Source organism: Acinetobacter sp. YH16052 (assembly GCF_013417155.1).
GTDB lineage: Bacteria > Pseudomonadota > Gammaproteobacteria > Pseudomonadales > Moraxellaceae > Acinetobacter.
In genome coordinates, this window is sequence record NZ_VPEO01000006.1 from 130,531 (window position 1) to 146,604 (window position 16,074).

Below are 16,074 nucleotides of genomic sequence, written 5' to 3' on the forward strand. Positions count from 1 at the left end.
GCCTATGCCATTCAACTTTTGACAGGCATGTGCTTTTTTTTGTTTTATTATTTTATGCTTAAGAATTCAATTTTAATTTAATTTTTTGATAAAGGATCTATTTCTAGCATTTAAATTTGTCACTTGACCTCGACCAAAATTGTGTATTTTTAGCTCTAAATGTGCTGCATTTACCACTTAAGTCTAATAAAGTTTCATTCGGATTTTTCTCAGTTTAAATAGCTCAAACCTATAAAAATTATTAGATTTTTAGATTTATCCAAATAAATGAGAATCAAACTCACTTAAGCACCCTGCCTTAAATATTTCCGATATAAAAAAGGATGACCGAAGCCATCCTTTTTTAAAACTACATTGAGCTTATTTTACGCCGTGTACAGCCAGGTAGTTTTTGATCACAGTGTTGAATTCGTCTGCTTTTTCAACTTGAGACCAGTGACCGCATTGGCTGAAGATATGTGCATCAGCATTTGGCACGATGTTCAGGATGTCCCAAGTACGAGAAACCGGAATCACCACGTCTTGCGTACCATGAATCAACAATACAGGCACAGTAATGTCTTTCATTTTTTCGAAATCTAATGGGAATTCGAAACGGTCACGGTCACGTGCGCCAACCACATCCATTAAACGATTTGATGCATAGTCATTTGCAGCAGAAGCAAAACGTACTTTTATCAGTTCATCAGTAATCAGGTCTTTGTTTACAACAAACATAGAAAGGGTTTTCTTGATCCCTTCTTCTGTAAGAACTGGGTTTGCGTGAGCTTTGAGTGCAGCAGTCTGTTTCGCACCGCCCGTACCCATAGACACGATACCCAAAATACGATCTGGATAATCCAATGCCATCTGGAATGCTAACCAGCCACCCAGAGAGTTACCCACCAACCAGGTTTTTTCAATACCCAAAGCGTCTAGCGTACGGATCGCATGATCTACCCAGGCACGGATACCATATTCAGTACCCGGCGCAACCACAGTCTGGCCATAACCAATGGTATCAATCGCGATACAACGTGCCTGCTCACCAATTTGTGGCAGATTTAACCACCAATTTGCCGCGGCCGATACACCTGTACCTGAACCGTGTAAAAATAGAATAGGCGTACCTTCACCAATTTCGTGGTAATGGGTCAACTCGCCTTCAGCGGTTTCAATCCATTTGTCTTCTAAGCCAAAGAATGGATCTGTTTGATAGTCAGGGATTTGAACAGTGCTCATATTGCTTCCTCTTACAGTCTTTCGCTTGCGTGTCCCTCTATTTTCAAGAATTCGACGTCAAGTTGACTCATTAAAATGACTTGTGTACACCCTTATATTAACCGCTCAGCTGCAGCAAACTGATACAAAATTACGATTGCACCCTACAAAATAGATATAACTTAAGTGTTTGTTTTATTTATTAATTTATAAATTAAACCCTACATAAACTAAGGCTTTAACTGCATTCTTAAACCAAAAAGCAGCCAGAAGACTGACTGCTTTTAAAATATACGAGTATTAGAATTTATGCGTATAAGTGGTGGCGACACGGTATTCTTGCAGGTCTGGTTTTGCTGGATTGGCAAAATTCACATCAATATACATCGCCTGTACACCCAAACCTTTTAATTTACCTTCTGGCACAGTGTAGTTCACGATGGCATTCACTTCATCCGTATTGAAGTTCTGACCTTGATACGCCCCAGTACCTTTCTGATCATAACCTTTGAAATATACGGCTGTTGCATTTAAGCCTTTTGCACCCATTTCAGAGAAATCATAGCCATAAGAAACACTCCATGACTTTTCTTCTGGCGCGGTAAAAGTCGCTACCCCCCAGTTCGCCAGATAAGGCTGTGGCACCCAACCACCCAATGTCGGGAATGCGCTATCACCAAACATTTGCTGGTAACCCACACCTACGCTATGTGCACCATGATTTACTTTTGCAGCGACAGACACAGCCTGGTTATCAATTTCACCATACAGCTTGTCACCTGATTCCGAGTTATCGAAGTAACGGATGTGGCTATCTAATTTGGTTTTTTCACCGAGCGCAGTTTTGTAATTGACACCCAGATAATGCTGTTGATAAATGTCTTGAACATCGGCATACCAGTAGCTCGCACCTACTTCTTTAGTGAGTTGGTGATCTACACCCGCAATCCACATGCCATCAGCTTCAGCACCCGTATCATAGAAACTTGGTGGAGCAAATTTAGTTAAATCACGGAACTGGTTGTCATAACGGTTATTAATGCCATCAATATAAGCCAGAGTCAGTTTAGTATCTTTAAGGTCTTTAGACTCTAACCAGGCACCACTATAAGTCGTCAATAACTGACGGGATGGATCGAATACCAAGACTGGAGATACCGGCAATAACTCACCGACTTTCAGTTCAGTTTGTGACACTTTGGCTTTTAAGGTCGCGCCGACTTTACCGAAATGGTCTTTTGACTCTTTGCCATCGTGCGGTAAAACCCAGTCCGGATTTTTATCACGGCCATTGAGTTTGACTGCATGTTGCACCAGTACATCAGCACCAACCTGCACACCACCACCGATATCGTGATAACCGGACTTGGCATCCAGAGTCACCCCTTGTGACCAAGAACCCCAGTTACGTGATGAATAGTCATCTTGATACTGACGATCTAGATAAAAGTTTTTAAATTTAAGCTGGACATTACTATCGTCAATAAAATCTGCATTCGCTGCAGTTGTTCCTAAACTTGCTGTTGCAGCAAGCATTGCTATCCATAAGTTTTGACGACGCATGGCTTATTCCTAGTAATCAAATTAAGCTATGCCGCTATCATGCTCAACTCTAGTTTTTTTAAAAATCCGACTACAGTATTAAAATTTTTCTATTAATCTATATAGATAGAATAAGTATGCTGAAATTTGAAAAAGACTTATATTTATAAACAATTAACTAAAATAAAAAATTAACCAGATAATCAATATAAATCCATGTTTTCTCTTATATAAACAGCCATTATTTTTTTATAATTTAAAAATAACTTTTTATTTATCGTTTTTATGTTTAAGGAAATATATGTGATTATTTTCTTAAAGCAAAGAATAATAATTAAAATATCTTATTCCATCGTTTTAATATCTTATTCATTTTATTCAAATAGATAAAAAAGCGCCCTTTCGGACGCTTTTTTAAAATTTAGCTTTTAACTATTAAGCTTGAAGCTCTTTCGCTTTAGACATAGTCAATGCCAAATCTTCAATCATGTCTTCCTGACCACCAACGGTGCCACGACGACCAAGCTCAAGCAGAATTTCACGAGCAGATACGCCATATTTTGCTTCAGCACGTTTAGCGAACAGCAGGAATGAAGAGTAAACACCCGCATAACCTAAAGTTGCAGCATCACGGTCCGCACGGATCTGATGAGTCATCATTGGAATGATCAGATCTTCTGCAACGTCTTGTACTTTAAACAGGTCAACACCAGTTTCCATTTGCATACGATTGGCAACCGCAACAAACAGTTCAAGTGGCGTATTACCTGCACCAGCACCCAGACCGGCAGATGCCAAGTCAACACGTGTTGCACCCGCTTGTACAGCAGAAACAGAGTTAGCTACGCCCATACCTAAGTTGTGGTGACCATGGAAACCGATTTCGATGTCTGAACCCAAGTTAGCACGTAAGATACCTACACGGTCAGTCACGTCTTGCGGAAGCATATAACCAGCAGAGTCAGTAACATAGATACAGTTAGCACCGTATGACACCATTTTTTGTGCTTCTTCAAGTAATTTTTCAGGTGTTGCCATGTGAGCCATCATCAGGAAGCCCACAGTGTCCATACCCAGTTTACGAGCAGCAGTAATGTGCTGTTCAGAAACGTCTGCTTCAGTAGAGTGAGTCGCTACACGAATAGTTGCTACACCTACATCATGTGCCATTTTCAGGTGATCAACCGTACCGATACCAGGAAGTAAAAGTGCAGATACTTTCGCTTGTTTCAGGTTTGGAATCACCGCTTTCAGGTATTCTTCATCAGTTGCAGCTGCGAAACCGTAGTTCACAGAGTTACCGCCAAGGCCGTCACCGTGTGTTACTTCAATTAAAGGTACGCCGGCATCATCAAGTGCTGTTGAAATTGCAATCATTTGCTCAACAGTCGTTTGATGGCGCTGCGGGTGCATACCATCACGCAAAGTCATATCATGAACAATAATCTTAGACATTTTGGTATTCCTTTAAGCTTCAGCGGTGTTGAACACGTGTTCTGCGAACATTTCTGCGGTACGTGCAGCTGCTGCAGTCATAATGTCGAGGTTACCTGCATATTTCGGCAGGAAGTCACCCAGACCTTCAACTTCAAGGAAGATCGATACGCGGTTGCCATCAAATACTGGACCATTCACCAGTTTGTAACCTGGTACGTATTTTTGAACCTCGAGGATCATCGCATGTACAGATTCAGTGATCGCTGCCTGATCTGGCTCACCTTCTACTAGACAGTGAACAGTATCACGCATCATCAGTGGTGGCTCAGCCGGGTTAATGATGATGATCGCTTTACCTTGTTTCGCACCACCGACTTTCTCAATTGCACCAGCAGTAGTACGCGTGAATTCGTCGATGTTTTTACGTGTACCAGGACCAACTGATTTAGTAGATACAGTCGCAATGATTTCGCCATAGTTCACAGGCTGAACGCGAGAAATCGCTGCAACCATAGGAATCGTTGCCTGACCGCCACAAGTTACCATATTGACGTTTGGCACTTCACCTTGTTCAAGCAATGCTTCAAGGTTGACAGGTGGTACGCAGTAAGGACCAATTGCAGCTGGTGTTAAGTCAATCATTAACACGCCAAGCTCGTTCAGCTTACGGCTGTTTTCAGCATGTACATAAGCAGAAGTTGCATCGAAGGCGATTTTGATGTCATCTTCAACTACGTGAGGCAGCAAACCGTCTACGCCTTCAGCAGTGGTTTTTAAACCCATTTTTGCTGCACGTGCTAGACCTTCAGAAGTTGGGTCAATCCCCACCATCCATACTGGTTCTAACCATTCGCTGCGTTGCAGTTTATAAAGCAAATCAGTACCAATATTACCTGGACCGATCAATGCACATTTAATCTTTTTCATGAATGTACTCTCTTGTATTCCCTTATTCAGCAGCAAAAGCAGCTGTTACTGAACCAAAGCCTTCAATTTCAACTTTGAATTCATCGCCCGGCTGAGCCACGACCATTGGACCTAAAGCACCAGTTAAAATAATGTCGCCTTTTAATAATGGACGGCCACGGCGTACCATTTCGTCAGCTAGCCATACAGCAGCGTTTAATGGGTTCGCCAGACATGCTTTACCCACACCTTGAGAAACCACTTCATCACCACGCGTCATGACCATCTTGCAGTTCACAAGATCAAGGTTTTCCAGTTTGACAGGCTTAGAGCCCAGAACGAATGCAGCAGAAGATGCGTTATCAGCTACGGTATCAATCAGGCTGATTTTCCAGTTTTCGATGCGGCTATCGACCACTTCTACAGCAGGAAGTGCATAGTCAGTTGCACTAATGATGTCTGCATACGTGTGTTTTTCTTTGGTTAAATCCTGGTTAATCACCAATGCGATTTCTGCTTCAACTTTTGGCTGAATCAGAAGACCGGCTGGAATTGCTTCACCATCGCCATAAGCCATGTCGGCAAATAACATACCGAAATCCGGCTGATCTACACCCAGTTGCGCTTGAACGACTTTAGACGTCAAACCAATTTTACGACCCACCAGACGGCGACCTCCCGCCAAAGCACGCTCGGTATTTACTTCCTGAACCGCATAGGCAATATCTACGTCAGCACTTTCACCACCAAGTTCCGGGCGAATCGGTGCGATCGCAGTTTTTGAGAGTTCAGCAGTACGTAATGCTTGTGCAACTGATTCAACAACAGCAGAATTCGACATCAATGTTTCCTTAAACTGCAAAAATGAGGCTTATGCCGAGAACTAAGACAGGCAAAATGTTTTGACCTGATCATTTCGATCATTCCAATAAACAATTGCGCCTAGTACGGGCATATGAATAAACAGTTTTAGGATGGGAAAAATACGACGTGAATGCCAATAGTTATTTTATTTTTTGCAATAGCTATTATCTATAAATTAAATTTATAAAAATCAATTAAAAACATAATCTTATAATTATGAATTAAGTTATATCCAACTAAATAACTCAACAATCATGACAGAACAAAACCACTGTAATCACAACTTTAGACTAAAAGATAAGACCAGTTGTTCAAATCTACAGCATTGATCCGCATCTTCCGTTTCAGAAAATGCTGGATCTTGAATAATGACTAAGATACTAGATTAAATCGCTTCCTTCCATTGGACTTTAGCCAATAAAAAGTCATGCAAGCTGCTGACATCATTCACAATTGAGAGTGGATTAAACTGCGCCAAGGTTTCCGGTGTATGCACGCCATAAGCCACACCCACACCTGGCATGGCAATGTTCATCGCCATTTCCAGGTCATAAGACGTATCACCAACCATAATCGCTTCATGCGCATTGACACCAGTTTCAGCCAGAATTTCAGCTAGCATTAAAGGATCAGGTTTAGAGCGGGTTTCGCTTGCAGCACGAGTCGCATGAAATAGATCCATACTCTTGGTTTGCTTTAATACTCGATCTAAACCTTTACGACTTTTACCTGTCGCCACTGCTAGTTTGATGCCTTCGTCTTTTAAGGCATAAAGCATCTCAGACACACCCTCAAACCAAGCATCTTCAACAGAATTCGCGACATAATGTTCTGAATAAGCCTGCAGAATATCGGCATGTAATTCTGGCACGCTTGGGAAAAGTCTCTGTGCCACTTCTGGTAAACCTAGGCCAATAATGCTTTTCGCATCTGCATCAGTCAGCGGTTGCTGAAACTGCTGCGCAGCAAACTGCAGGCTCGACACGATCTGACCCACTGAATCAAATAAAGTGCCATCCCAATCAAAAATGACCAGTTTTACAGGTGAATTCATATAAGGTTCCTAGTATTTGATTCAGTGGAAGAAGATTCGCTACTTCTCGCATGCAATTTCAAAACATGAATAAGCTTTTGTAATATCCCCTCTCCTTCTAGGAGAGGGTTAGGGAGAGGTTAAATTAATTCATAACCTCAATCAGCTTCAATGACGAACTGTTTTCGTATAGGTATTATCTACTTTTCAAGGATGAAAAGTAGCAAAAATCCTTTGTTACTCTGATGGCACGTCCCTGTGCCACAGACTAACAGCGCCATCCATGTCGCCTTTCATTAATTTAGAAATTGTCTTGAATCGTCTTTACACTGTTTTTAATAAAGAGAAGGACTTTTTCCACTCAAGTAAAGCAAGATAAGACTCATCAAAAAGCTAAAAATTACTCGTCATCTTCCGTAGGTATTACCACCTTATCCGCCTTTTGCGCACGAAGCTGAGCTACAAGACTCTGCATATCTTCAGGCAAAGGCGCTTCAATCGTCGGATAACCCGGAATTTCTAAGCGCATCGCATGCAGACATAAACGACGTGGTTTTGGCCCACGATATTCTGTTTCATGACCATACTTTTCATCGCCTACTAGCGGATGACCAATACTCAAACCATGAACACGAATCTGATGGGTACGACCAGAAAGCGGAGATGCATACACCAGTGTGGCATGCATAAAACGTTCCTGCACATTCCACTGGGTTTTAGACTCTTTACCTTCTTTCGGGGACACGCAGACACGACGTTCACCATTGGCCAGCTCGTAACGATGTAAAGGTGCATCAATCAGCTGTTTATCCAGACTGACCTGCCCTTTTACTACAGCGGCATAGGTTTTTTTGATTTTATGTTCACGCAACATATCTTGTAATGTTTTCAACACGCTACGCTTTTTGGAAATCATCACCAGACCGGAAGTATCACGGTCAATCCGGTGAATCAGTTCCAGATACTTTTTACCGGTTGCGGCACGCAAGCCCTCAATCAGGCCATAGGCCACACCGCTACCACCATGCACAGCAATCCCGGAAGGTTTATTCACGACCATCAAACCTTCATCTTCATAAATCACACGGGCCAATAAGCCTTGTGCCACTTTGTCAGAAACAGGTGCAGCAGATTCATCTTTTTGTTCATAGCGAATCGGCGCAACGCGAATCTGGTCACCGATTGCGAGTTTGGTTTCTGCTTTAATGCGTTTTTTATTAACGCGAACCTGGCCTTCACGAATCAGACGATAGATACGGCTTTTTGGCACACCTTTCAGACGACTAAACAGGAAATTATCGATGCGTTGTCCATCTTGATGTTCATCCACTTCAAACCAAGTGACGTTTTGCCATTGTTGCGTAGAATTCATACAGTTACTATGACCCAAAAAATACTAAAATTGATTAAAAACTGATCACTTAGGTTATGCTTTACACAAGAAACATAAGCTTAGCCCATAGGCAGATGATGCAAGGTTTGATATAGTCAGCGCACGGAAACCATCGTTTGTGAGTAAAAGTTGAATCATTTCAGATTTTTCTGAACTTGATTGTTCAATTAAAGACTCACATGATACGGGAAGGTCCCCAAAGAATTATGCCACGCCGAAGGCTTATTATATCGGCAAACAAAGCAAACTGTTGCGTTTAATTGTACCTCAGGTACATAAATCAGTTTGTCTTAAAAAATATGTCGCCAACTTTGTTGGTTTTTAAACGTAAACTGATACACATCAGATTAGTCGCAACCTGAAGACGACTTCAGGCTACAGCGTTGATGCATTGGATCTGCACAGTTTGTAAAGATACGACGACAATTCCGTATCAAGACACTTTCTATAAAGAAGGGATGATCTTCGAGCAATGTGACAGTGAAAGTTACACACATCCAATGCACCGCTCGTCCGCCAGTGAAGCGTTCAGGTGACTTTAATCCGTTTAAAGATTGAAGCCGTATTGCCATCATCAATACGTGAATCAAAAACCGAAGCCCATCTATATTAAATAGAGCTCGGTCATAAAAGACTCAAACCACAATGAAATTCATTGCAGATTTGAGCCATTGATCCGTGATGTGTGATGTTCGCTACGTGTATAGCGATTTTTTGCTGTGTATCACTATAAGGTGTTACACCCATGAAACGTATGTTGATTAATGCAACACATGCCGAAGAAATTCGCGTTGCACTTGTCACTGGTCAGCGTCTTTACGATTTTGATTTAGAAAATCGTACCCGTGAACAAAAAAAATCCAATATCTACAAAGGTCACGTGACTCGCGTTGAACCTTCTTTAGAAGCTGTATTCGTTGAATACGGTGCAGGTCGCCAAGGCTTCCTGTCAATGCGTGAAATCGCGAATTCATATTACAAAGCCGACCCTCGCCAAACTTCGAATATCCGTGAACTGATCACTGAAGGCACCGAGCTTCTGGTTCAGGTGGAAAAAGAAGAGCGTGGCAATAAAGGCGCTGCCCTGTCTACTTTTATCTCACTTGCTGGCCGTTATTTGGTCTTGATGCCAAACAACCCTAAAGGTGGTGGTATCAGCCGTCAGATTTCTGGTTCAGTGCGTGAAGAACTGAAAGAAATGCTGGCAACACTGAACGTGCCACGTGGTATGAGTGTGATTGTGCGTACTGCCGGGATCGGTCGTTCACAAGAAGAATTGCAACTCGACTTACAGCACTTGTTAGACCTTTGGGCACAAATCCAGAGCACTGCAAGTTCAGGTCCATCGCCAATGTTGGTACATCAGGAAGCGGGCGTAGTGACACGTGCCATTCGTGACTACCTGCGTGATGATGTTGCTGAAATCCTGATTGACTCAGAACAAGCTTATAACGAAGCTTATAACTTCGTAAAAGCGGTAATGCCACGTCAGTTAGAAAAACTGAAAACTTATACCTTAAATGAACCTTTATTTGCGCATTTCGCGATTGAAAGTCAAATTCAAACTGCTTATGAACGTGAAGTAAAACTTCCTTCGGGCGGTTCGATCGTAATCGATCAAACTGAAGCTTTAGTGTCAATTGACATTAACTCGGCAAAATCGACTCGCGGTAGCGACGTTGAAGACACCGCGTTAAATACCAATATTGAAGCGGCAGAAGAAATCGCGCGTCAATTACGTTTACGTGATATCGGTGGTCTGGTGGTGATCGACTTCATCGACATGACTAAAGACCGCAACCAGCGTATGGTGGAAGCGAAGCTGCGTGAAGCGACGCAAAGTGACCGTGCCCGTATCCAGTTCGGTCAATTGTCACGTTTTGGTTTGATGGAAATGAGCCGTCAACGTCTGCGTCCTTCTCTTGAAGAAGCGACTGGCTACGTTTGCCCACGCTGCCATGGTACCGGCATGGTTCGTGATCTTCGTTCTTTATCACTTTCGATTATGCGTAAAGTGGAAGAGATCGCGTTACGTGAACGTCATGGTGAAGTTCAAGTCGAAGTTCCAGTCGAAATTGCTGCCTTCTTATTGAATGAAAAACGTCACACCTTGGTGTATTTAGAACAGACTTCAAATGTACGTGTCACTGTGCTGCCGCATCCGCATCTGGAAACACCGCATTATGAAATCACTTATAATGCCGAAGGCTTTGCACCAACCAGCTATGAACGTACTGAAGCAACTCGTTCAAGTGAAAAAGAGTTGGGCTATGAGTCATCTGAATGGCATTTAGAAGAAGAACAACATACGCATGCTGCTGCACCAGCGCCTGCTCAACAGCAAAACAACGGCAGAAACAATAAACGCCGTAACCAGCAAAACCAAAATGCACAGCAAGTACCTGTTGCGCAACAAGCTCCAGCCCAAGCACAAGTTGCTGCTCCTGCATCTAGCCCATGCGCATGGTTAGAAAACCTGTTTGTTCAAAAACAGGCTGCGACTGTTGATCAATCGCGTACTGCCAACAATGCAGCTGCAGCAATTGAACAAATGATCAATGGCGGTGCGGTGAGCCGTGGTCAGTTCGGTCAATTGTCTGCACCAGTGGCACAACCTGCGCCACAGCAAGTGTCTCAACCTGCTGCTCCGGCAAGCAGCAATGCCTACCTTGCACCATCGACTGTAGCGCAAAAACAGGAACGTGATGCTGAAAAACCGGCAGAGCGTGATGAAAGAGCGCCGCGTCATAACAATAAAAAACCACGCAATCCGAAGCACAAAGAACCGCGTGAGCAGGTTCAGTCTGAAGCTTCCGCTCCTCAGCAACATCAGGTGCATGAAGAAGTGGTTCAGGTATCTCGTCAAGAGCAACGTCATGAAGCACGTGAAAACAAGCGTAATTCTCGCCGTCAGCATCACAATGAGCCATCTCAGCAAAATGATGTTCAAAACAATGAACAACAGCCTCAACAGGTAATGCCACGTCGTGACCGCCGCAACCAGCCACGTCAGGAACGTCCAAATCGCCACCGCGATCCAAGCGTGCTGAATGAGCAGGCTCAACAAGCAGCACCTGCAGTCGTTGAAGTTCCAGCAGTCAATGACAAGCAGCTTCGTGTTGAATTGGTCGATGCGCCACGTCAAGACGTGATGCCGACTGCTATGGTGGTGAATATTGACCAGGCGAAAAGCGAAATCGTGGCATTGAATGACAATGCTGCAGTTGTAACGCCAGCGGTTGAAGTTACTGCACCGGCAGATGCGCCAGTTGAAGAAGCCGCTGCTGAAAATGTAGTAGAAGCTGCACTGACAGCACCTGCTGAAGAAGTTGTGACAGCGGAAGAATCAAGTGCTGAAAAACCTCGTGCCAGCAACGATCCGCGTCAGCGTCGTCGTCAGCAACGTGAAGGACAGCCTCAACAGGCTACAGTTCAAAAGTTGACTCCGTCACAAGTACCAACTTTGGGTCAGTTCACTATTGGTAGCCTGATTCGCCATGTCTATGGTGAAGACTGCTCCGTACTGATTGAACAGTTTGGTTTATTGCCAACCTTCAACCGTGCTCTAGAGAAGTTTACAAAAGAGTACAACGCGAGTCTGGTGGCTGCAGCATCGCCTGCCGCAGAGAAAAAACCGGTTACCCGTGATGTTCAAGTAACCGTAGCCAAGGTTGAAGCGGAGCCGGCTCCAGTTCTGGACCTGACTCCACCAAAACCGGTGTCGGACAAACGTGTCGCAAACGATCCACGTGAGCGTCGCCGTCTGGCTAAACAGGCTGCAGAACAGGCTCTGCAACAAGCCAAGCAACAGGCCAAAGTAGAAACAGCTCCGGCAGTTGAAACTGCGCCAGAAGCACCTGTAGCAGCAGAAGCGCAAGCAGAGTCTGCTGAAGCAGCGGCAACTGAAACTCCAGTAACCACTGAAATCGCTATTGAAGAAACCGTAAATGCTCAGCCAGCTGAACAAGCAACTGAAACGACGGCACCAGTAGATACAGCTCCTACAGAAGCGGCTCCAGTGACTGAAGCTCAACCTAGAGATGCTGCGCCAGTTGAAGCAAATGCTGAATCAGAAGCTCCTGTTACAGAAGCCCAGGATCAGGCCGAAGTAACAACAGAGGACACTGAAGCCAGCGAAGCTGAAAAAGCGGAGAAACAGGCTGCTCGTCCACGTCGTCCACGTGGTCGTCCACCGAAAAAAGCCAATACTGCAACTGAATCATAATTTGCTCAATTGCAGTCATCTAAAAAAACCTAGTCATTTCGGTGACTAGGTTTTTTTTGCTAGATTTAGTCAGAATAGGTTGATTGCACTAGTGTTTTAACGCTAAAAGATGGATAGCTCGTCTACTGTATATAAATTGAACGTATCGGATACGAAAAATAAATAGGATTCTCATGACCCAAATGAAACCACACGATCTGATTGGGATTGCAGATGTCGCTGCCAAAATCCCGGCTTTTTTGACCAAAGTGCCCAATTTGCTCACTGGTCTAAGACAGGCATATTTACGTACTCCGAACACACCGGCCGGCTTGGGTCTGGCTTTTGAAAAAGCGACCAAGCGTAACCCCGAAGGTATCGCCTTGCGTTTTGAAGAGCAAAGCTATAGCTATGCTGCTCTAAATGCTCGGGCCAACCAGATTGCCCATTTCTATCTCTCCTTGGGTGCCAAGAAAGGTGATGTAGTTGCCGTGATGGTCGAGAACCGCCCTGAGCTGATTGCTAGCGTGATTGGTCTGGCTAAACTGGGTGTGACCACCGCCTTGGTGAATACCTCTCAAGTCGGCAAAGTGCTGACGCACAGTATCAATCTGGTCAAACCGATTGCTCTGATTGTGGGCGAAGAATGTCGTCATGCAGTCAACGAGATTCGTAATGACCTGAATATTAGCAGTGATCGCTTGCACTGGTTTGCAGATCAGAATACTCAAGCCGATCCGGGTCAGGCACCTGAAGGCTTTATCAACCTGGCTGAAAAAACCGATCTCTCTCCCAAATTTAACCCACCGACCACCCATTCGGTGCAGGGCAAAGATGGGCTGTTCTATATTTACACCTCGGGCACCACAGGTCTACCTAAAGCGGTGATCTTTACCAATGGCCGCTGGACGCTCGCTTATGGCACCTATGGGCATGTGCTAAACCTCAATCAAGATGATGTGATGTACTGTACCCTGCCGCTTTATCATGCCACAGGCATGGTGGTGTGCTGGTGCGGTGTCATTGCAGGTAGCAGCACCCTAGCGATTCGGCGTAAATTTTCGACCTCCTCTTTCTGGAAGGATGTACAAAAATTTGATGCCTCTGCGATTGGTTATGTCGGTGAGCTGTGCCGTTATCTGATGGATGCTCCCTCATCTGAACTGGAAAAAGGCCACCGCGTGACCAAGATGATTGGAAATGGGATGCGCCCAAATATATGGGATAAATTTAAATTCCGTTTTGGCATTCAGGAAGTGCTGGAACTATATGCCTCCAGTGAAGGCAATGTCGGTTTTAGCAATATTTTCAATTTTGACAATACCGTCGGTTTCTCACCCACACCGTATGCCATTATTGCCTTTGATAAAGATAAAAATGAGCCGGTACGAGACCTTAAAGGCCGTTGTAAACGGGTGAAAAAGGGCGAGACTGGTTTACTGATTGGTAAAATCACCCGTCGTTCACCTTTTGATGGCTATACCGACCTGGAAAAAAACAAGTCAGTCATCATGCAGGATGTATTTACCCAAGGTGATGCTTACTTCAATACCGGAGATCTGGTGCGCAATATCGGCTTCCGTCATGCGCAGTTTGTCGATCGTCTGGGTGATACTTTCCGCTGGAAAGGTGAGAATGTTTCAACCATTGAAGTCGAAAACATGCTGACCGAGTATGACAAAATCGTTGAAGCGGTGGTGTATGGTGTAGAAATCCCCAATACCAATGGTCGTGCCGGTATGGCCGCGATTACCCTAAAACCCGATGTAGAATTAAATGATGCAGATTTAGCAGCCATGGCCGCTTGCTTTAAAAAATGCTTACCGGCTTATGCAGTACCAGTATTTTTACGCGTACAACAGCAGGTTGAAACTACAGGCACCTTTAAATACCAGAAAAATAAATTGAAAGAGCAAGCATTTGATCCGAGTAAAACCGATGAACGCCTGCTAGTGTTATTGCCAGGTGCAACGGCATATTCCGAGCTCACCGCAGAGATTTTTGCCAATATTCAGGCTTATCAATATCGCTTCTAAGTACTGAAATTGCCTATTTTTTGTTTAGATAAAGCATAATTGTTGTATTTATAATCAAACATGGGCAACTTTGTTATTTTTTGCTTGCGCTGAAATGAGATCTTGCTACAATACGCTCCATCAAACAAAGTGGTGCTTTAAGCTATTTAGCTTGACTTGCACTGCACATTCAAACCTGGTTTGAATGATGGTTCAGGGTCGTTAGCTCAGCTGGTAGAGCAGCGGACTTTTAATCCGTTGGTCCCGCGTTCGAATCGCGGACGACCCACCACTTATTTGATATTCCTTGATGGGTCGTTAGCTCAGCTGGTAGAGCAGCGGACTTTTAATCCGTTGGTCCCGCGTTCGAATCGCGGACGACCCACCATCTTCCGAAAGGATCACGTAAAAGTACACCACACTCTTGCGTCATAAAAATGGTCATCATTTTTATTCCTCAGGGTCGTTAGCTCAGCTGGTAGAGCAGCGGACTTTTAATCCGTTGGTCCCGCGTTCGAATCGCGGACGACCCACCATTCTTTCCTTAGAATGTTTCTCTGATTTACTTCATTATATTTTAATTAGATTACGATGTTTTGGTCGTGTATTTCTGCACCCAGATTTTATGCTTACGCGTTCCCACCACTCGCCTTTATTGTCTAATCTAAATCGTATTTGGGTGGTGTTTCAAAAAGTATGCTGGCGTTAAACAAATCCGTTATTAAGGTAAAAGAAAGTCAAATCAAAGGCTTTAAAATGATTTTCGAGCTTTTTAGAAAAGTTGCAACTTCTCCTAAATCCACGCCTGATTCGATGACGAATTCTACAGTTGTTACCTTCAATACCGACGGTAAAAAACTTACCGATCACTTGCTTGCAACATTGAAATGCTGTGATAAAACTATCCCAGTGATCACTCGCAATTCCAGCATATTGAACCCCAAGCTTTTTAAGTCTAGCTTTAAGACGTTGAACCGTTGCTAAATCCCGCTTACCCCAAACATAAGCAACAACTTCTCCAGATTCTCGATGGTAGGCATAAATAAGCCATTGTTTATTTTTCTTATTCCCTACAAAAGTCCAAAGTTCATCGACTTCAAGACATTCGTAGTGGCTTTGTTTAGGCTGAATCTGATAGATCGATTCACTTAAGGTTCGTAATACCTTGCCAATGCTGATACGCTCGACTTCAGCAATATCTCTTACACCGCTTCCTCTGACCATTAAATGTAATATCTTGCCGGTAATACCTGAGTTACATCCTTGATAGCTTAATGCATGATCACCAATAAACTGACGTTTGCAATCTTTGCATTGATGGTTTTGTTTCCCATCTACTTTGATGCCATTTCTCTTTATATTGTTACTTAGACAGGTAGGACATTTGATTTGTAGCGTTATTTTCATACCTCTATTTTATCAAAAGCCATATTGTTTTTTTCAGCATACTTTTTGAAACACCACCCGTATTTGAATTAAG

10 protein-coding genes and 3 tRNA genes are annotated in these 16,074 nt (G+C 43.6%); 5 read left to right on the top strand and 8 right to left on the bottom strand.

From position 1 onward, the window contains the following. Window positions 1–360 precede the first annotated feature (360 nt). From FTV42_RS06205 to FTV42_RS06235, 7 genes are all read right to left on the bottom strand, one after another. The gene (locus FTV42_RS06205; protein ID WP_180038014.1) at window positions 361–1,221 is read right to left on the bottom strand and encodes an alpha/beta fold hydrolase; all 861 of its coding nucleotides are present in this window, start codon (window positions 1,219–1,221) and stop codon (window positions 361–363) included. Between the two features lie 279 nt (window positions 1,222–1,500). Next, on the bottom strand, window positions 1,501–2,763 hold the full coding sequence (locus FTV42_RS06210; protein WP_180038016.1) for an OprD family outer membrane porin: 1,263 nt from the start codon (window positions 2,761–2,763) through the stop codon (window positions 1,501–1,503). A 414-nt stretch (window positions 2,764–3,177) separates the two neighbouring features. Next, window positions 3,178–4,197, bottom strand: a complete 1,020-nt coding sequence (gene dmpG, locus FTV42_RS06215) for a 4-hydroxy-2-oxovalerate aldolase (RefSeq protein WP_180038018.1) — start codon at window positions 4,195–4,197, stop codon at window positions 3,178–3,180. Between the two features lie 12 nt (window positions 4,198–4,209). Continuing rightward, complete coding sequence (locus tag FTV42_RS06220; RefSeq protein WP_180038020.1) at window positions 4,210–5,106, bottom strand: acetaldehyde dehydrogenase (acetylating); 897 nt, start codon at window positions 5,104–5,106, stop codon at window positions 4,210–4,212. A gap of 22 nt (window positions 5,107–5,128) precedes the next feature. Next, window positions 5,129–5,926 (bottom strand): 2-keto-4-pentenoate hydratase, encoded by a 798-nt coding sequence (locus FTV42_RS06225; RefSeq protein ID WP_180038022.1) that lies wholly within the window; start codon window positions 5,924–5,926, stop codon window positions 5,129–5,131. A 408-nt stretch (window positions 5,927–6,334) separates the two neighbouring features. After that, on the bottom strand, window positions 6,335–7,003 hold the full coding sequence (locus FTV42_RS06230; RefSeq protein WP_180038024.1) for an HAD-IA family hydrolase: 669 nt from the start codon (window positions 7,001–7,003) through the stop codon (window positions 6,335–6,337). Window positions 7,004–7,382: 379 nt separating this feature from the next. After that, window positions 7,383–8,354 carry an RluA family pseudouridine synthase gene (locus FTV42_RS06235; protein WP_180038026.1) on the bottom strand — a complete coding sequence of 324 codons (972 nt, stop codon included), beginning with the start codon at window positions 8,352–8,354 and terminating at the stop codon, window positions 7,383–7,385. Between the two features lie 766 nt (window positions 8,355–9,120). Between FTV42_RS06235 and FTV42_RS06240 the strand changes: the two genes are divergently transcribed. From FTV42_RS06240 to FTV42_RS06260, 5 genes are all read left to right on the top strand, one after another. Then, on the top strand, window positions 9,121–12,600 hold the full coding sequence (locus FTV42_RS06240) for an Rne/Rng family ribonuclease (protein WP_180038028.1): 3,480 nt from the start codon (window positions 9,121–9,123) through the stop codon (window positions 12,598–12,600). 173 nt (window positions 12,601–12,773) lie between these two features. Then, on the top strand, window positions 12,774–14,615 hold the full coding sequence (locus tag FTV42_RS06245) for a long-chain-acyl-CoA synthetase (protein WP_180038030.1): 1,842 nt from the start codon (window positions 12,774–12,776) through the stop codon (window positions 14,613–14,615). Window positions 14,616–14,810: 195 nt separating this feature from the next. After that, window positions 14,811–14,886: transfer RNA gene (locus FTV42_RS06250), tRNA-Lys, on the top strand. Window positions 14,887–14,906: 20 nt separating this feature from the next. Then, a tRNA-Lys gene (locus FTV42_RS06255) sits at window positions 14,907–14,982 on the top strand. Between the two features lie 72 nt (window positions 14,983–15,054). Beyond that, window positions 15,055–15,130: transfer RNA gene (locus tag FTV42_RS06260), tRNA-Lys, on the top strand. Between the two features lie 169 nt (window positions 15,131–15,299). Here FTV42_RS06260 and FTV42_RS06265 read toward each other — a convergent pair. After that, on the bottom strand, window positions 15,300–16,001 hold the full coding sequence (locus FTV42_RS06265) for an IS1 family transposase (protein WP_005263793.1): 702 nt from the start codon (window positions 15,999–16,001) through the stop codon (window positions 15,300–15,302). Window positions 16,002–16,074: the final 73 nt, after the last annotated feature.